Here is a 19,058-nt window from a genome sequence, read left to right as displayed (position 1 = left end):
CCGGCAACAACTCTAATCAAACTTTGTACTTACACAAAAATAAAACAGAGATCTCTAAGGAGAACAGTGTGAAGTTTTCAAAATCAATCGTAAGTGCTGCTATCGCTATTGCACTAACACACTCTACAGCAGCACTGGCTGCAGATAAGGCAGACAAGCCACTGTCGACATCGGTGCTTGCCCAAGCTGAAAGAGCCGCCGGTGAAAGCAACGAACTTACTATTTCGCAAACCGCAGCCGAACAAGGTGGCAATGAACTGGAAACCACGCAGTTAGGTACGGCAAATTTAACCGAGATCACCACCGTCGGTGACAATAACGCCACTGTGGCAACCCAAAACGGTTCTGATAACGCCGCATTTATCACCACCACAGGTAACAACAACACCCAAACCTATACTCAAGATGGCGAAGTCAATGGCGTAGCAACAGAGTTAACCGGTGATGCTAATAACATTGATGTGATGCAGTCAGGCACTGGTTTATTAGGCATTAATAACGAAGCCATTAACAAAATCACTGGCGACCAAAATAACATTACAGTGACCCAAGGCGCTGGTGGCCATTGGTTTTATAATCTGGATATGCAAGGCAGCCAAAATACGGTTTCAGCAACGCAATCGGGTACCTGGAATGAGGCAACGCTGGAGTCGGTTCAAGGCGATATGAACGACATCGCGCTGGACCAAAATGGCTTTTATAACCAATTTGGCTTGGTCAGTATTGAGGGCAGCAATAACGAAATTGAAACGCGGCAAAGCGGTGACTACAACGAAATCCAAATTGAGACTCTAATTGGCGACAATATCGAAGTGGCGATTGAGCAGTCTGAAGGGGAAGACAATACGGTTTCTGTGTTTGAGATTTCAGGCAGCGATAATGAGCTCAGTATTGATCAAGAAGGCTCGTTAAACAGCTTTACCTCAGACATGCTGGTAGGCGCCGACAACGAGGTGGTAGCACAACAAAATGGCAGCGAAAACCAAGCCGCCGCGGATGTCATCGGTGACGATAACCAGTTTATGGCACTGCAAGATGGCAATAATAACGATGTGTATTTAGGTGTAGCTGGCAATAACGATGTGTATTTAGGTGTAGCTGGCAATAACAATGAGTTTAGTGCCATGCAGTTGGGCGATAACAACCAAGCTCATGTCGCTAATTTTAACGGCAACAATAACGATGTGGATGTCACCCAAAGCGGCAGTGAAAACGAAGTGCTGGTGCAGTCTTCTTACCCTGATGTCAGCCTTGCCAGCAACGACAACCAAATTGATATTGCCCAAGACGGTATGGGCAATGGCGCAGCAGTCACCATGAGCAGTGTGTTTGATAGCAGCAGTAACCAAGTGGATATTGCGCAATCTGGTGAGTTTAATGCTATTGATATCATGCTCGAAGGCAGCCGCAATATGCTCGACATCACCCAAAGTGGCGACAATAACTTTGTGGTCGGCATGGACCAAGGCGCCTTTGTTATTAACGGTGACGACAACAGCCTAACGGTAAGCCAGCTCGGCAACGGCAACCTAGTACAAGGCGGCATCGCCAGCAGCGGCCAAAATATCACCGTTACCCAAGTAGGCGACAACAACGTAGCCACCATCACGCAACAATAAAAAGCCCATACCGTGACCCTGAACTTTATTCAGGGTCCATTGGGGTCGCGAAATAAATCCGCGCCTACAAAATTAGTCACCCTGAACTTGATTCAGGGTCCATTGGGTTCGCGGAATAAATCCGCGCCTACGGGTTGGCTGGTTTGTTGACCGCGATGTTTAAGACACGCGCACAATGTCGTAGCAGCGATTTTATATCGCGATTGTTTTTATGGTTATGTGTTGTGGTCACGAGGTCGCGGAATAAATCCGCTGCTACGGGCCCGGAGAGGTTATTGATTTTGGTGCTCTAAACAAATGCACGATGTCGTAGCAGCGATTTTATATCGCGATGGTTTTCATGATTTTAAACCGCGATAAAAGATCCCGGCATAAAGCCGGTCCCACAAGGGAGCTTTAGGCTGAGGTATCACCGCGGAATAAATCCGCTGCTACATAATTCGTCACCCTGAACTTGATTCAGGGTCCACTGGGTTCGCGGAGTAAACCCGTGGGTACGGGTTGGGTGGTTTGTTGACCGCGATGTTTAATACACGCGCACAATGTCGTAGCAGCGATTTTATATCGCGATAAAAGATCCCGGCATAAAGCCGGTCCCACAAGGGAGCTTTAGGCTGAGGTATCACCGCGGAATAAATCCGCTGCTACATAATTCGTCACCCTGAACTTGATTCAGGGTCCATTGGGTCCGCGATAAAAAGATATCGATGCCGGCGCAATGGTTTTATATGGATTCCGGATCAAGTCCGGAATGACGCCTGATGTAGGCGCGGTTTTATAACACAACAGGGGAACGTTGTAGACGCGATTTTATATCGCGCTAAAAGATCCCGGCGTAAAGCCGGTCCTACAAGGGAGCTTTAGGTGAGGTCTTTCCGCGGAATTAATCCGCTGCTATATAATTCGTCACCCTGAACTTGATTCAGGGTCCATTGGGTCCGCGGAATAAATCCGCTGCTACATAATTCGTCACCCTGAACTTGATTCAGGGTCCATTGGGTCCGCGATAAAAAGATATCGATGCCGGCGCAATGGTTTTATATGGATTCCGGATCAAGTCCGGAATGACGCCTGATGTAGGCGCGGTTTTATAACACAACAGGGGAACGTTGTAGACGCGATTTTATATCGCGCTAAAAGATCCCGGCGTAAAGCCGGTCCTACAAGGGAGCTTTAGGTGAGGTCTTTCCGCGGAATTAATCCGCTGCTATATAATTCGTCACCCTGAACTTGATTCAGGGTCCATTGGGTCCGCGGAATTAATCCGCGCCTACAAAACTCGTCACCCTGAATTTGATTCAGGGTCCATTGAGTTCGCGGAATAAATCCGCGGCTACAAAATACGTCACCCTGAACTTGATTCAGGGTCCATTAGGTCCACGGAATAAATCCGTGTGTACAGGTTGGGTTAATAGCTGCGGTATTTAAAACACGCGCACAATGCCGTAGCAGCGATTTTATATCGCGATTGTTTTCATGATTTAACATCGCGATAAAAAGGTACCGATGTCGATGCAATGGTTTTATATGGATTCCGGATCAAGTCCGGAATGACGCTAGGTGTAGCAGCGATTTTATATCGCGATTATTTTTAAATAATAGGGAAAGAGCTGTGCTCAAGAACAATAAAATAACACTATTCGCACTCTTAACCGTTCTAAGCCTTGGCAGTGGTGCGCTGCAGGCAAGGCAAGAAGTCGAAATTGATGGCTTAGTGATGGATCAGTCCATCAGTCGCTTTGGCCATCAGTTTTACTTTCAATTTTCACAGCTGTGGCGTGATGTGCCAGACACCGCTGGCGTCAACGTCACCATCAAAGAAACGGTGTTGCCAAGAGCCGGAACGCGATTAGAAGTGGTAATGAACGACAAAGCCGTTTATGCCACAGCCATGGGCAGGCGCGGTAGCTCGGTCGATGAGCGAGTGGAAACGGCCATATTTGCCATTATGGATGCCATGGCAAGACAACACTATCAACAAGGCTCCAAAGATTTAGCCAGTAGCGGGTGGTAACCATGACAACAAAAATAATCAGCAGCCTCATTGCCTTGAGCTGCTTTTCAGCGGCGGCAACAGAAATTGTGTACAAACCCATTAACCCCTCATTTGGTGGTAACCCACTTAATGCCAATATGCTGTTAAGCAAGGCGCAAGCGCAAAATAAGCACCGCGCGCCGAATATAGAAAAAAACTATGGTGAAAAATTCCAAGAATCGTTAGAGCGAACCTATTTAAACCGTATGGTGAGAGAAATAACAGGGATGGCCTTTGGCGATGACGTTGAAGATAGTATCTTTAATCAAGATGCCATGTTTATGAGCGGCGATTATCAAATTCAGGTGATCACCAGTACACCCGATTCGATCACAGTAAAAATCACCAATACCATTTCCGGTGAAGAGACCATTCTTGAAGTGCCGAGGTTCTCTTGATGTGGCGTGTAGTGTCGCCGGCATTGTTACTTGTGCTTGGCGGTTGTAGCAGTATTTCTCGTGTCTTACCTCCCGAACAAACTACAGCCGTAGCGCTGGCAGCGTCCCCGGCCTTTGCCGAGCTAAAAGCACTGCCAATGCCAAAGGGTCGGATCCCGGTATCGGTTTATTCTTTTCGCGACCAAACTGGGCAATATAAGCCACAAGAAAACGTCAGCTCCTTTTCAACGGCCGTAACCCAAGGCGCCAACTCCATATTGATGCAAGCGTTGCATGAAACCGATTGGTTTTTACCAGTTGAGCGCGAAGGGCTACAAAACCTGCTTACCGAGCGAAAAATCATCCGTGCTGCGGTCGAGGATAAGCAGGCTGCTCCTTTACCACCGCTGATGACAGCAAAAATCATTTTGGAAGGCGGCATTATTAGTTACGATTCCAACGTTCGTACCGGTGGCTTAGGCATGGAGTACTTTGGTATTGGCGCCTCTGAATTATATCGCGAAGACGTCATTTCTATCTATATGCGGGCCGTGGATGTCCGCACCGGCCAAGTGCTGCTTTCTGTGGCCAGCAGCAAAAAAGTGCTTTCAATGGAAGTGCGTGCGGGGCTATTTCGCTATGTCAGCTATAAACGCCTAGCTGAAGCCGAAGGCGGGTATAGTGACAACGAACCCATGCACATTTGTGTCACTCAAGCCATTGAAAAAGCCTTAACCTTAATGGTGAAGCAGGGAATTGATAAAGGCATCTGGGCCGCAGCGGGATAGCTCGCGGAATAAGTCCATTGCCACATAACTCGTCACCCTGAACTTGATTCAGGGTCTATTGGGGTCGCGGAGTAAATCCGCGCCTACAAAATACGTCACCCTGAACTGGATTCAGGGTCCATTGGGGTCGCGGAATAAATCCGCCCTACAAAACTCGTCACCCTGAACTGGATTCAGGGTCCATTGGGGTCGCGGAATAAATCCGCTGCTACGGGTTCGGTGGTGATATTGAGAACGATGCTTCAAACATATGCACAATACCGTAGCAGCGATTTTATATCGCGATTGTTTTTATGATTTTATATCCCCATTGTTTTCATGATTGTACACGCGATAAAAAGGTATCGATGTCGTTGCAATGGTTTTATATGGATTCCGGATCAAGTCCGGAATGACGGCCTTTGGTAGGCGCGATTTTATAACGCAACAGGGGAACGTTGTAGGCGCGATTTTATATCGCGCTAAAGATCCCGTCGTAAAGCCGGTCCTACAACTCAACCTTCCACATTGTTAAATGTATCGTCACCCTGAACTTGATTCAGGGTCCATTGGGGTCGCGGAATAAATCCGCGGCTACGGGCTCGGTGGGGTTATTGAGCTCGGTATTTGAAACACATGCACGATGTCGTAGCAGCGATTTTATATCGCGATTGTTTTTATGGCTTTATATCGCGATTAACCTAGGCTCCGGATCAAGTCCGGAATGACGGCCTGTGGTAGGCGCGGTTTTATAACGCAACAGGGGAACGTTGTAGGCGCGATTTTATATCGCGCTAAAAGATCCCGACGTAAAGCCGGTCCTACCCAGAAAAGGCCGCACCTACCAGGGGGATATGGCGCAACGCCCAATTTGCAAGCTCCACGCGGTTGCGAGAATTGGTTTTTTTGAATGCGCTGTAAATATGGGTTTTAACCGTGTGGTTGCTGATATTAAGCTGATCGGCAATGTCTTCATTTTTAGCCCCCGACGCGATGAGCTTGATCACAGACTTTTCTCTTGAGGTAAGGCGGCTTAGTTGGTCATTACCAACGATAATATCACTGTGTTTTACCGGCTTTGGCATGGCCGATAACAGTTCACTGAACGCCGTGGCAACGGCATGTTGGCAAAACCACAGTTCACCCTCGAGCACGCTGGTTATGCCATTGAATAGTGTTTGTGGTGAAGCATCTTGATACAGCAAGCCTTTTACATTGCCAAATAGCGCGGTTTTTTCGCTTACTGTGCCGCGTTCAGCATTGAAAAGCACCACATGGTGCTGCATGGCGAGCTGTTTGATTTCAGGGCTGATGAGTTCGTTGCAATCACGGTGCTCAACATCAATCACAAACAATGAAATGGCAGTCTTTAGAGCAGCATCGGGTAATTTTGTGTCTATTTTGACTGTGCCCGCCAAAGTTTCTAGTACTTTAACAAGTAAGATGTAAACTTCACTACTGGTATCAGCATTAGGGTGAGTTAAGATAAAAATCTCACGGCTTTGCCAATGCTTTGCCATGCTAGAACCGTCCTTTCCAGTCATTCTTAATCCTGCACCTTAGTTTTTAGTAAAATTTAATATACATATTTTTTACAATAATTTGAACTTTATTTTATGTTTTAGCGTGGCATTATGTGTAGGCGCGATTTTATATCGCGCTAAAAGATCCCGGCGTAAAGCCGGTCCTACAAGGGAGTTTTAGGTGAGATCTTTCCGCGGAGTCAATCCGCTGCTACAAAATACGTCACCCTGAACTTGATTCAGGGTCCATTGGGGTCGCGAAATAAATCCGCTGCTACGGGTTCGGTGGTGATATTGAGAACGATGCTTCAAACAAATGCACAATGTCGTAGCAGCGATTTTATATCGCGCTAAAAGATCCCGGCGTAAAGCCGGTCCTACAAGGGAGTTTTAGGTGAGGTCTTTCCGCGGAGTCAATCCGCGGCTACAAAATACGTCACCCTGAACTTGATTCAGGGTCCATTGGGGTCGCGAAATAAATCCGCTGCTACGGGTTCGGTGGTGATATTGAGAACGATGCTTCAAACACATGCACTATGTCGTAGCAGCGATTTTATATCGCGGTTGTTTTCATGATTTCACATCGCGATTGTTTTTATGGTTATGTGTTGTGGTCACGAGGTCGCGGAATAAATCCGCTGCTACGGGTTGGGTGGTGATATTGAGAACGATGCTTCAAACACATGCACAATGTCGTAGCAGCGATTTTATATCGCGATTGTTTTTATGATTTTATATCGCGGTTGTTTTCATGATTTTACATCGCGATTGTTTTTATGGTTATGTGTTGTGGTCACGAGGTCGCGGAATAAATCCGCTGCTACGGGTTGGGTGGTGTTATTGCGAACGGTGCTTCAAACACATGCACTATGTCGTAGCAGCGATTTTATATCGCGATTGTTTTTATGATTTTATATCGCGATGGTTTTCATAATGTTACATCGCGATAGTATGTTATTCCTGGCTTGGATCAGGGTCACTTTGGTTTAGCTCAGAATAAATCACATAAGGTAACCCTTGTGATTTTGCGGCGTACATGGCTTTGTCGGCTTTGGCGACGAGCTCATCGGCGCTGTTGGCGTCGGTTGGGTAGATTACGGCACCAATGCTGAGCTTTAGGTGTATTTCTTGCAATTGGTTTTGCTCATCTTGGAGGCAGTAAGTATCGCTTAATAGGTCGTATTTGTGTTGGGCTAATTTTCTTAACTGATTTTTTTCCGTGAGGTGAGGGGCTATCACCACAAATTCATCACCGCCATAGCGAGCAACAAAATCCGAGGCGCGCTTATACATTTTTAATTTAGCTGAGAGAATTTTTAATAATTGATCTCCTGCTTGGTGACCGAGGTTGTCGTTAACGGGCTTAAAGTTATCTAAATCGATAAATAATAAGCCAAAACCATGGCCATAGCGCTCTGAATCAGAAATGGTGCGCTCGATTTCGTTATCAAACGCGCCACGATTATGCAGCATAGTGAGCCGGTCCATAATGACCAGGTTTTCGAGGTTACGTTGCATCTCATAACGCTCTTTAGAGAATTTAATGGTGCGGCAAAGCAAAGGGCCGGTTACTTCATGCTTAGGAATGTAATCTTGTGCGCCTAGCTGGATCGCCTTTTCACCGAAAGCTTCCTCGGAAATACCGGTAAGCACCACAATAGGGGCGCTGGTAGACATTTGTTTTACTGCCAGCAAGGTGTTGAGCCCATGGCTTTCTTCGATATTAAGATCGATCAGCAGGGTTTCTGGTTTAAAATTTTTCAACGCTTGATTTAGCTCATCCAAGGTTTTGAAATGCTTAACCTTAAATTTATGTTTACCACTCATATCAGCCAGGGTGCGCTTGACCAGATAAGCGTCTTCGTCGTTGTCTTCAAGCAGGTAAATTAACCAGGTATTCATCGTCATCCTTTTACCGCATGGTTATGATCAAACCAGTATTGCTTAACTAGTTTTATCAAGTTCTCTAAATCGCCTAAACGCCCCGGTTTCGTGATATATGACTTAGCACCGAGTTGATAGGCCTTGTTGATATCGCTGTGATGGGTTGAAGTGGTGTAACACACAATAATTAAGTTGCTAGTGAGTTGCTGCTCACTGAGTGCTGCCATCACTTCAAACCCCGACATGTTGGGCATATTTAAATCCAGCAACACCACTTGGCCTAGGGTTTCACAGTGCTTAATATAGTGCAGCAATTCGCAACCATCATTAAATACTTTGAGACTAGGACGATTTGCCACACTGGTGTAAGCACGTTTAAAAAAGTAGATATCATCTGGGTCATCTTCAACTAATAGTAATTCCACGTTATGACTCCTTAGCTTGCCGCGGCAGTGTAATTTCAAACAGTGCGCCATTATCACAATCGTGGCAACAGATAGTGCCACCATGTAGCTTGATGATTTCTTTACACAAAGAAAGCCCTATGCCACTGCCTTGCTCTTGGTTACCACCGAAGCGCTTAAACGGCTCAAATATTTGTTGCTGTCTTGCGGCTGGAATGCCAATGCCATTATCTTGATAATGGATCACCAGCTGCTGGCCTTTTTGCTGGCAGTCGATGCGGATCTGTGGTGCACTATTGTCGCGCTTAAACTTAATACTGTTACTGATCAGATTTTGTAATACCTGGATAAACAATGATGCGTCTAGCTGCACCATAATATCGCCGTGCTCTAAGCTGATTTCTGTTTGGCTTTCCTCAATACTAAAACTGAGTATTTCACAGACATCTTCGAGGATAATACTGAGATTGGTGTCTTGTAATTTGAGTTGGTGCGAGTGCAAACGCGACAATTTGAGCAAGTCTTGGATCATGGTGCGCATGCGTTGACTGGCACTGACTAAGCGCTCTAGTTCAAACTTGGCGTCTTCATAGTCGGGCAGTTGCGGCGTTATCCGCTCTGCTAAGCTATCTGAAAAAGCGGTGATCTTTCTTAACGGCTCTTGCAGATCATGGGACGCTAAATAGGCAAACTGCTCGAGCTGGGCATTAGACTCTTGCAGCTTGATTAATAGCTCGGTCTGCTCGGTCATATCGACGAACGTGCTAAGCATTAATTCGGCATTGCCGTGGTCATCGCGAGTAAGTACGGTATCGACGGCGTAACACCAAATCCAGTGGCCGGCTTTGTGTTTAAAACGGTATTTAAGTGGCAGTAACTGGCCATCCTCGCTGGCCTTTACCTCTTCTATGTGTGCTTCAACTAGGGCGAGCTCACTGGGGTGAAATAGTGCGTCAATGTCAGTAGCAGCCAAATCGTGCTGTTGATAGCCAACCAGCTGGGTATAGCGTTTGTTTATTTTAGTGGTTCGCGCTTGTTTTAAATCATACAAATACAAACCACACACGGCGGAATCGATGATCCGTTGTAAAAAGCGCTGATTATCTTCAAGCTCCTGCTCGGCTGCTTTTCTGGCAGTAATATCCACCGCAATGCCAACAATTTGCTCCACTTCACCCTGATTATTTTTTAACGGATAGAGGGTGGTTTGATACCAACGCTCGCGCTCTTGATGGGGGATCATTTCGGTGTAATCAATGGGTTTGGCAACATCAACACATAGACGATAGTTTTTGGCGATTTTATCCACTAGCTTGCTATCAAATACCTTGTCGCGCAGCTCGCTAAGGGTTTTATTTGCCACTTGTTCAAAACTAACCCCAGTGCGCTGACAGGCAAGCTTGTTAAACTCTAAAAAACGAAACTCATAATTTGGTTCCACCTTTAATTGCCAAATAGCTTGGCTGGCACCGTCGTAAATGGCATTAAGAATTTTATTTTTCTCAGCTACTTGCAGCTCTAACGATTTTTTATGATGGATATTACGCAGTGCCCCAGACATTAATAGGGGGTTGCCTTGGGCGTCGAACGTGCTATTGCCCACAGCCGAAAACCAAGCGTACTGGTGATTATTGTCACGGCCAAGGTACTCAATGTGATATTGCTCTTTGCTAGTAAAGTGCTCATCAATAGCGGCTTGCACTTTACTGCGATGGTCGGGGTGAATATGCTCAAACCAATCTTCAAAGCTCACCTCGTCATCGTCTAGCTTGCCAATCATGCGTTTTAAACGTGCTGAATAGCTAACCCGGTTATCTGGCACATTCCATTCCCAAATGCCGTCTTCAGTGGCATTGACAGCACGATTAACCTGTTCACTGGACTCGGCCAAGGCTTTTTCTGTGCGCTTAAGGGAGGTCATATTATTGAACACGGCGAGAATAAAGTTCTGACCATCAAACTGCTCTTGCACTAAGCGCATTTCCATAGGGATTTGGTTACCCTCTTTATCAATAACATGGCACAAGGCTTCTTTACTAAAGTCACTTTGATTAAGTAACGATTGGCTAATGGACTCTAGGCTATCAAACGGGTCATCGAGACTGACAATTTCGTTCAGGCGTTTTCCAATCAGCGGCTGTGGAGAGTCATAGCCAAGCTCTCGGTAAAAATAGGGGTTGCATCGGTTTACGCTTAGTAGCTCATCGAGCATTAACGCGCTGGTGGGTAAGGCGTCGAGCATAAACTCAGTCACTTTTTGCTCGCCAAGCTGGGTGTGCAGCGCTTGTTTTTCCGAGGTGACACGTCTGAGTTTATCTCTCACCCCACGATATTGCAGCGGCGTGGGCAAGGTAACGGCACTGGGAATAAGTCGGAATAAGTAAACCGCGGTCAGCATTGAGATGATGGCGGTAATGGCTTTGGCGATACCGTGAATACCGTAAGCACCATGCCATACGGTGTAAACGCCAATAAGGTGGGTGAGGCCACATAAAGTAATAAAGGCACAAAACAAGATGGCGACCCAGTTTTTTGCAATATCGGGGCGCTTTTTTGCGTAAATCATAATGGCCATGGGAATAGAAAAGTAGGCTGCAGCGATTAAGATATCGGAGACAACATTGGTCCATAAAATGTGAGATTGCCACAAATAACAGTGCCCATGGGGCATATAGGCATTGTGAAAAAATGACTCGAGCGAGTTCAGATCCATGTTATGTCCTTACACAAAATAATCATACCATTTTGCTTTACTAAGCGGTCTTGTTCGAAAGCAGAGAGTGCGAGTGTCAGGTTGAGTCTCTTACCTTGAGCAAGCTTAAAGTCATAGTGGCGTAACACCTAGCTGCAGTACTTACAGCAAGCCACTGACTAATAGCTTTAACTGTAGCCTATTTGGGTGAAATTTCGACTCGAAGATGATGAAAATGGCTGATCTTGCTTTGTTGCAAAATAGGCAAGGAAAATGGGGCGTAATATGGCCAACCACAGCCGTGTAAAAATAGTAATTACTCGGCTGTGGTCATTAACAGTTTAGTTAGCCCTCGGTGAGGCTGAGGTATTTTTCTGCCAGTTGATCTAAGCTCTCGCGATGATCCGGATCGGGTTTAATGCAATCAATTGGGCAAACGCTAACGCAGGTTGGATTATCATAGTGACCCACGCATTCGGTGCATTTATCTGGGTCGATTTGATAAATCTTGTCACCCATATAAATGGCCTGATTAGGGCACTCTGGGTCGCACATATCACAATTAATGCATTTATCGTTGATCAATAGCGCCATTACGACACCTTTTTATGAGGGTTACGGGTATCCTCATGGTCACCTAAGTTACGCATTAAAATGGCATGTTCAAGATCGATCTCTTGCGGCAATGGGATTTGCACAATATGGCCTGATCCCTTGGCATCATTAATGGTTTCACCTTTTTTATTTTCCATGTGTTCGAGGTTAAATTGAATGTTTCCTTTGGGTGTCATAAGCTCGAGGCTATGCCCAGTACAGAACTTATTTTTTACATCAATTTCAACCAAGCCATTGCTGTTACGACCGAGCACCTCGCCGACAAATTGCTGCTGTTCGGAAATGGAGTGGCCATACTCGTAATTTTGGTAATCCTGATGGGCGTGGCGCTTTAAAAAGCCCTCGGTGTAACCACGGTGAGCCAGGTTCTCTAGTGTTTTCATTAAGCTAGGATCAAACGGCTTACCGGCAACGGCATCATCAATGGCTTTGCGATAGACTTGTGCAGTGCGGGCAACGTAGTAAAATGACTTGGTACGGCCTTCAATTTTTAGACTGTGCACACCCATGCGCGTGAGCTGGTCAACGTATTGAACTGCGCGCAAGTCTTTTGAGTTCATGATGTAAGTGCCATGTTCATCTTCAAAAGCGGGCATGTATTCACCAGGGCGACCTTGCTCTTCGAGCATAAATACTTCATCGGTGGGCTGGCCTTCCCCTAAAGTTGGAATAATCGCTTTCGGGTCGACTTTATGCACCACGTCGCCTGTAGCGGTTTCTTGACCTGGTTTTACGTCATAACTCCAACGGCAGGCATTGGTGCAAGTGCCCTGGTTGGGGTCGCGCTTGTTAATGTAGCCAGATAATAAACAGCGGCCGGAGTAGGCCATGCACAGTGCACCATGTACAAACACTTCAAGTTCAGTGTCGGGGCATAAGGTGCGAATTTCTTCAATCTCTTGCAGTGATAGCTCGCGAGATAAAATCACTCGTTCAATGCCTTGTTTGGCCCAAAATTGCACCGCGGCATAGTTCACGGCATTGGCTTGCACTGAAAGGTGGATCGGCATATCTGGCCATTTTTCCCGTACCAGCATAATTAGGCCAGGATCGGACATGATTAGGGCATCAGGCCCCATTGCAATAACCGGTTCAATATCACGTAAGTACGTTTTTACTTTACCGTTATGGGGCGCGATATTGGATACCACGTAAAACTTTTTGTTTTGCTGATGGGCTTCGTTGATGCCAAGCTCAAGTGTGGCCAAGTCAAATTCATTATTGCGTACACGCAGGCTATAACGGGGTTGTCCGGCATACACGGCATCGGCACCGTAGGCAAATGCATAACGCATATTTTTTAAACTACCGGCAGGAGAAAGAAGTTCTGGTACAAACATGGTTTACCTCATACATTGAACTGATTACGGGTCAGCTGCTGAGTGATTATTAAAAGCGGCGCAGTATAGAAGAATGACCAGCAACAAATTTTGATTTAGATCAGCATTTCGCACCGCCACACGCTTATCCCTTTGTCGCACCGGCTTACGCCGGGATTTCTTAGCGCGATATAAAATCGCGCCTACCAAATCCCGTCACTCCGGACTTGATCCGGAGCCCATGCAAAACCATCACGGTATAAGATTATAAAAACCATCGCGATATAAGATCATAAAAACAATCGCGATATAAAATCATGAAAACAATCGCGATATAAAATCGCTGCTACGACATAGTGCATTTGTTTGAAGCACCGTTCTCAATATCACCACCGAACCCGTAGCAGCGGATTTATTCCGCGACCCCAATAGACCCTGAATCCAGTTCAGGGTGACGCATTTTGTCGCCGCGGATGTATACCGCAGTGATATCTCAACCTAAAGCTCCTTAGTGGGACAGGCTTTATGCCGGGATCTCTTAGCGCGATATAAAATCGCGCCTACCGAAGGCCGTCATTCCGGACTTGATCCGGAATCCATATAAAACCATTGCAACGACATCGATACCTTTTTATCGCGTGTACAATCATGAAAACAATCGCGATATAAAATCGCTGCTACGGCATAGTGCGTGTGCGCAAAACACTGAACTCAATAACCCCACCGAACCCGTAGCAGCGGATTTATTCCGCGACCCCAATGGACCCTGAATCCAGTTCAGGGTGACGCATTTTGTAGCAGCGGATTTATTCCGCGACCCAATGGACCCTGAATCCAGTTGAGGGTGACGAATTATGTAGCAGCGGATTTATTCCGCGACCCCAATAGACCCTGAATCCAGTTCAGGGTGACGCATTTTGTAGCAGCGGATTTATTCCGCGACCCAATAGACCCTGAATCCAGTTCAGGGTGACGAATTATGTCGCCGCGGATGTATACCGCAGTGATATCTCAACCTAAAGCTCCTTACTGGGATTGGCTTTATGCCGGGATCTTTTAGCGTACCTATCACTATCAAAGCCCGTCACTCCGGACTTGATCCGGAGCCCATGCAAAACCATCACGATATAAGATCATAAAAACAATCGCGATATAAAATCGCTGCTACGGCATAGTGCGTGTGCTCAAAACACTGAGCTCAATAACCCCACCGAACCCGTAGCAGCGGATTTATTCCGCGACCCAATGGACCCTGAATCAAGTTCAGGGTGACGAGTTATGTCGCCGCGGATGTATACCGCAGTGATATCTCAACCTAAAGCTCCTTAGTGGGACAGGCTTTATGCCGGGGTCTCTTAGCGCGATATAAAATCGCGCCTACACCTTTCACTGGTCCTTGTAGGACCGGCTTTACGCCGGGATCTTTTAAGGTGAGCGAAGCGAAGGCGATGCGAAATAACGCTAAGTTGTATTTCTTGGATAAGAAACTGCGTTAGATAGTAGGTTTTTTCTACCAAAGCGCGTATAATTCGCGGCCGTCAATATTCACATTCTAACTTTGGAGCAAAAAAGATGGCTTTAGAGCGTACTTTTTCAATCGTTAAGCCTGATGCGGTAGCTAAAAACCACATCGGTGCTATCTACAACCGTTTTGAGTCTGCTGGTCTTAAAATCGTTGCATCAAAAATGGTTCACCTTTCTCAAGAGAAAGCGGAAGGTTTCTACGCTGAGCACAAAGAGCGTCCTTTCTTCGGTGCACTAGTTGAATTCATGACTTCAGGCCCTGTAATGGTTCAGGTTCTTGAAGGTGAAGACGCTATCCGTAAAAACCGTGAAATCATGGGTGCAACTAACCCTGCTGAAGCACTAGCTGGTACTCTACGTGCTGACTACGCACAAAGCATCGACGAAAACGCAGTTCACGGTTCTGACGCACCTGAGTCTGCTGCTCGCGAAATCGCTTACTTCTTCGCAGAAGAAGAAATCTGCCCACGTACTCGTTAATTCGAGCTGGGTTGCCAAAGAAGGGCTTTCGAGCCCTTTTTTTGTCCTAGTGTCTTTTGCTCAATAGTCATACTGAGCAAAATGCATTTGTGATAGTTGCTGCTTTTTTGTACAATGCGCTATTGCCATTTAAGCTGTTCTTACCGTCTTTAACCGAGGTTGTTTCATGACCACTACCGAGAAAAAAATTAACTTACTTGATTTAAATCGCGAGGGGATGCGCGAGTTGTTTGCATCGTACGGCGAAAAGCCCTTCCGCGCGGATCAGGTGATGAAATGGATTTATCATTTTGGTGTCGATAACTTCGATGATATGAGCAACCTCAACAAAAAGTTGCGCGCGCGTTTGCAAGCCGAGTGTGAGATCAAAGCGCCGGAAATTTCAGTGAAGCAACAAGCCAGCGACGGCACCATCAAATACGCCTTGCTACTAGAAGGCGGCCAAGAAGTTGAAACCGTTTGGATCCCAGAAAAAGACCGCGCTACCTTGTGCGTGTCATCACAGGTGGGGTGTGCGCTAGAGTGTACTTTCTGCTCCACCGCGCAGCAGGGCTTTAACCGTAACTTAAAAGTCTCGGAGATCATTGGTCAGGTGTGGCGTGTGGCCACCGATATTGGCCTACAAAACGGCGACAGCACTAAGCGCCCTATTACCAACGTGGTCATGATGGGCATGGGTGAGCCTTTGCTTAACCTGAATAATGTGGTTCCTGCCATGGAACTGATGATGGACGACTGGGCGTTTGGCCTGTCGAAGCGTCGCGTTACCTTGAGTACTTCAGGGGTGGTTCCGGCACTGGATATTCTGAAAGAAAAAATCGACGTGGCCTTGGCCATTTCACTTCATGCGCCGAACAACCCACTGCGCGATGTGCTGGTACCCATCAATAAAAAGTACCCTATTGAAGAGTTCTTAGCGGCATGTCGTCGTTATATCGACGGTTCTAAAGCCAACAAAGACATCACCATTGAGTACGTGATGCTGCAAGAAGTAAACGACAGCACCGACCACGCTCACGAATTAGTGGAAGTGCTTAAAGGCACGCCGGTGAAAATCAACTTGATCCCATTCAACCCATTCCCGGGCAATGACTATGGTCGCTCAAGTAACAGTCGTATTGACCGTTTTTCAAAGGTACTGCAAGCAGCTGGCTTAACCTGTATTGTACGCCGTACTCGTGGCGACGACATTGACGCTGCTTGTGGCCAGTTAGTGGGTGACGTAGTGGATAGAACTAAACGCTTAGCTAAGAAAAAGCAGCGTGAAGACAACGCCATTGCCATTAACGCCAGCGCGGAATAATGCTTTGCTCACCGTGCAGCTGAGTTTGCACGGTGAGGATAATGTTTTGAAAAAATAGATGAATCTCTTAGCCTTTTGGGTAATATAGGGCACACGTACGTTCGAGTGGCAAGCAAAGGTGAGTGATGCAATCGCGAAGAAATCGCACAATGGGCTGGGCAGTGCCATTACTAATAAGTACCAGCCTGCTTTTAACTGGTTGTGTAACTGAAAACAGTTATCGCTCCGATGGCCGTCCTGTGCCCGAGCAGCAAGTTAATAACGTCAATGCCGCCAAAACGCGCATCGCTCTGGCGTTAGAATACCTAAATTCTGGTAACAACACCTCAGCTAAATATAACTTTGAACGCGCCTTGAAATTGGCCCCGCGTCTTGCCGAAGCACATTATTCACTGGCTTATTATTATGAGCAGGTAGGTGAAGAGCAGCGCGCCGATAACGCCTATCAGGCGGCGTTAGATATTGAGCCCAATGATCCAAACACCCTCAATAATTACGGCACCTTTTTATGCCGCATTGGCCAATATGACAAGGCCAGTGAGTACTTTTTTAAAGCCATCGACGTGCCAAGCTATTTGCGTGTGGCCGCCAGCTACGAAAACCTTGCGCTGTGTGCCATGAAACAAAATGAGTTCGCATTGGCAGAAGACTACCTGAAAAGCGCCGTGAAGCACGAAGGTCAGCGGGTTTCAGCATTGGTGGCATTAGCTGGGCTCTATTATGCCAAAAGCGATTTTTTGGCGGCAGAAGAAGCCCTAGATACCATGCTTAAGCGCGGCTATATTTCACCACGGAGTTTATTGCTAAGCCATTTGGTGCATGTGCAAATGGGGCACCTAAATAAAGCCCAAGACATTGCCACCACCTTAGTGCAAACTTACCCGAAGTCGTCGCAAGCGGCATTGATACTCACCGACAATACCGCCGCCAGTGAGTTTGAGCGCCTGCGCAACCGTGTGCGCGAAGCGGCGCTAAGTAAGCTTACGGATAATTCTCCACGGCACATTGTGGCTAACCCCAAAATAAAAATTAAACGCAAAAAAACGCCCCCGCAGCAGGCAACGACATTCACCCAAGATTCACTCTCTGGGTCTAATAATGCCGCCGCGATGCCAAGTGACAACAGTGATACTTCGGCATCAGCGAGTAAGGCTGCGGCAACCGCACGTGCTGAGCCGGCCAAGGTGGAGTTTTACCAGCCCCAACCGGGTGAAGTGAGCTTTAGGGCGCCATCGTCAAGCACTCAGCCTGTGCGTGGCGGGCGCTCGACTTCTGAGGCCGCCGATGTGGCGTTATTAAATGCCGCCGTGTCGGTGCCGCAAGTGCCGTTTCATCGTGTGGTGGCAGGGGAAAATTTATTTAGCATTTCGGTGAAATACGATATCAAAATGGCCGAGCTTATGGCGTATAATCAGGTGCGTGAATCATCGCGATTGTATGCAGGACAAAAGATCTATTTAAAAAACCCCAATGTTACTCATGAAATTGCGCCGGGAGACACCTTACTCAGTATTGCCGATCGATATGGTGTGTTGATCGATGAAATTATGCGATGGAATAAATTAACCCCCGACGTGGACTTAACTGCAGGCCGCGCGGTATTAATCGTTGACCCAACTAATTACGTTTTATGAACCAAACCAGTAAAGAGCCAGAGGCACTCGAGCAAGATCAGCCTTCACTAGGACAGACGCTTGCCACGGCAAGACAAAAGGCAGGGATTAGTTTTGCTGAGATTGAAACTCGGCTGAAGCTCAATCACACTCAAATCACCAAGCTTGAGCAAGACGATTACCAAAGCTTAGGCCCTGAGACGTTTGTGAAGGGCTACATTAAAAACTATTGTAACTTGCTGGGCATTGATGCCAACGAGGTGTTGGCCTTGTATCAAAAGCCGCAAGTGCCAGTGCAAAAACGGCGCATGCAAAGTTTTTCTCGACGCACAGAAAAAGAAGCCCACGATAACCGCTTAATGCTGGTGAGTTACATTGTATTGGCAATTGTGCTAGGCTCGTCGGCTTTCTGGTTTTGGCAAACCAACAACACCGAGCAGCCTTTCAGTGGCGAAACCAGTGAAGCGGTTACAGCGCCAGAGACACCGGTAGCGGCGCAAGCAAGTGATAAGGCCGCGACTGTTGAGCCGGTGGCCGAGCCAAGCACTTCAGAGCTAGATGCCGCAGTGGATAAAGTTGTCACCGATACGGTAGCACCGGCGGCTGCGCCAGCAGCCAAACCACAGCCAAATACAACTGCTACGGCGGCGACAGGCAATACTGTGGTGATGCATTTTAAACAAGAAAGCTGGGTCGAAATGTTCGATGCCACCCAGGAGCGCGTCGCTTTTGGGGTGAAAAAAGCCGGCTACACCATGACGGTGACCGGCAAAGCGCCGTTTTCAGTGGTGTTAGGCAAACATCAGGCCGTTGAAGTGGAATTAGACGGGGTGGCGATCACCTTGCCGGAATTCGAGAAAAACCGTTTAGCCAAATTTAATTTACCGTTAACAGAGTAGTTAT

At 46.9% G+C, this 19,058-nt stretch carries 14 protein-coding genes; 8 read left to right on the top strand and 6 right to left on the bottom strand.

Going from position 1 to position 19,058, the window contains the following annotated elements; translation table 11 throughout:
• The first annotated feature begins 68 nt into the window (after positions 1-68).
• From R3P39_RS10820 to R3P39_RS10805, 4 genes are all read left to right on the top strand, one after another.
• A complete protein-coding gene (locus R3P39_RS10820) occupies positions 69-1,619 on the top strand; it encodes a curlin (RefSeq protein ID WP_336567463.1) in 1,551 nt (516 codons plus the stop codon).
• A 1,612-nt stretch (positions 1,620-3,231) separates the two neighbouring features.
• On the top strand, positions 3,232-3,633 hold the full coding sequence (locus R3P39_RS10815; RefSeq protein WP_336567462.1) for a CsgE family curli-type amyloid fiber assembly protein: 402 nt from the start codon (positions 3,232-3,234) through the stop codon (positions 3,631-3,633).
• Between the two features lie 2 nt (positions 3,634-3,635).
• Positions 3,636-4,052 carry a curli assembly protein CsgF gene (locus R3P39_RS10810; RefSeq protein WP_336567461.1) on the top strand — a complete coding sequence of 139 codons (417 nt, stop codon included), beginning with the start codon at positions 3,636-3,638 and terminating at the stop codon, positions 4,050-4,052.
• A complete protein-coding gene (locus tag R3P39_RS10805; protein WP_336567460.1) occupies positions 4,052-4,819 on the top strand; it encodes a CsgG/HfaB family protein in 768 nt (255 codons plus the stop codon). The genes R3P39_RS10810 and R3P39_RS10805 overlap by 1 nt, the downstream gene beginning before the upstream one ends.
• Positions 4,820-5,619: 800 nt before the next feature.
• On the opposite strand, the gene R3P39_RS10800 is transcribed toward R3P39_RS10805, so the two are convergent.
• From R3P39_RS10800 to trhP, 6 genes are all read right to left on the bottom strand, one after another.
• Complete coding sequence (locus R3P39_RS10800; protein WP_336567459.1) at positions 5,620-6,342, bottom strand: helix-turn-helix transcriptional regulator; 723 nt, start codon at positions 6,340-6,342, stop codon at positions 5,620-5,622.
• 933 nt (positions 6,343-7,275) lie between these two features.
• Entirely contained in the window at positions 7,276-8,223 is a 948-nt protein-coding gene (locus R3P39_RS10795) for a diguanylate cyclase response regulator (RefSeq protein WP_336567458.1), read from the bottom strand.
• 2 nt (positions 8,224-8,225) lie between these two features.
• Positions 8,226-8,630, bottom strand: coding sequence for a response regulator (locus tag R3P39_RS10790; RefSeq protein ID WP_336567457.1), 405 nt, complete (start codon positions 8,628-8,630; stop codon positions 8,226-8,228).
• Position 8,631: 1 nt separating this feature from the next.
• The gene (locus tag R3P39_RS10785) at positions 8,632-11,322 is read right to left on the bottom strand and encodes a PAS domain-containing sensor histidine kinase (RefSeq protein ID WP_336567456.1); all 2,691 of its coding nucleotides are present in this window, start codon (positions 11,320-11,322) and stop codon (positions 8,632-8,634) included.
• Between the two features lie 324 nt (positions 11,323-11,646).
• Positions 11,647-11,895 carry a YfhL family 4Fe-4S dicluster ferredoxin gene (locus R3P39_RS10780; RefSeq protein WP_336567454.1) on the bottom strand — a complete coding sequence of 83 codons (249 nt, stop codon included), beginning with the start codon at positions 11,893-11,895 and terminating at the stop codon, positions 11,647-11,649.
• Positions 11,895-13,256, bottom strand: a complete 1,362-nt coding sequence (trhP, locus tag R3P39_RS10775; protein WP_336567452.1) for a prephenate-dependent tRNA uridine(34) hydroxylase TrhP — start codon at positions 13,254-13,256, stop codon at positions 11,895-11,897. Before trhP ends, R3P39_RS10780 begins: the two co-directional genes overlap by 1 nt.
• Positions 13,257-14,807: 1,551 nt before the next feature.
• On the opposite strand from trhP, the gene ndk reads away from it, so the two are divergent.
• From ndk to R3P39_RS10755, 4 genes are all read left to right on the top strand, one after another.
• Positions 14,808-15,239: a nucleoside-diphosphate kinase gene (gene ndk, locus R3P39_RS10770; protein WP_336567451.1), complete on the top strand. Its 432-nt coding sequence runs from the start codon at positions 14,808-14,810 to the stop codon at positions 15,237-15,239.
• A 166-nt stretch (positions 15,240-15,405) separates the two neighbouring features.
• The gene (locus R3P39_RS10765) at positions 15,406-16,542 is read left to right on the top strand and encodes a bifunctional tRNA (adenosine(37)-C2)-methyltransferase TrmG/ribosomal RNA large subunit methyltransferase RlmN (RefSeq protein ID WP_336567449.1); all 1,137 of its coding nucleotides are present in this window, start codon (positions 15,406-15,408) and stop codon (positions 16,540-16,542) included.
• A gap of 161 nt (positions 16,543-16,703) precedes the next feature.
• Positions 16,704-18,176: a type IV pilus biogenesis/stability protein PilW gene (gene pilW, locus R3P39_RS10760; RefSeq protein WP_336567448.1), complete on the top strand. Its 1,473-nt coding sequence runs from the start codon at positions 16,704-16,706 to the stop codon at positions 18,174-18,176.
• Positions 18,173-19,054, top strand: a complete 882-nt coding sequence (locus R3P39_RS10755; RefSeq protein ID WP_336567447.1) for a RodZ domain-containing protein — start codon at positions 18,173-18,175, stop codon at positions 19,052-19,054. The genes pilW and R3P39_RS10755 overlap by 4 nt, the downstream gene beginning before the upstream one ends.
• Positions 19,055-19,058 lie beyond the last annotated feature (4 nt).

The sequence above is a fragment of the Pseudoalteromonas sp. UG3-2 genome (assembly GCF_037120705.1).
Classification (GTDB): domain Bacteria; phylum Pseudomonadota; class Gammaproteobacteria; order Enterobacterales; family Alteromonadaceae; genus Pseudoalteromonas.
This window is presented reverse-complemented; position numbering and strand designations above follow the sequence as displayed.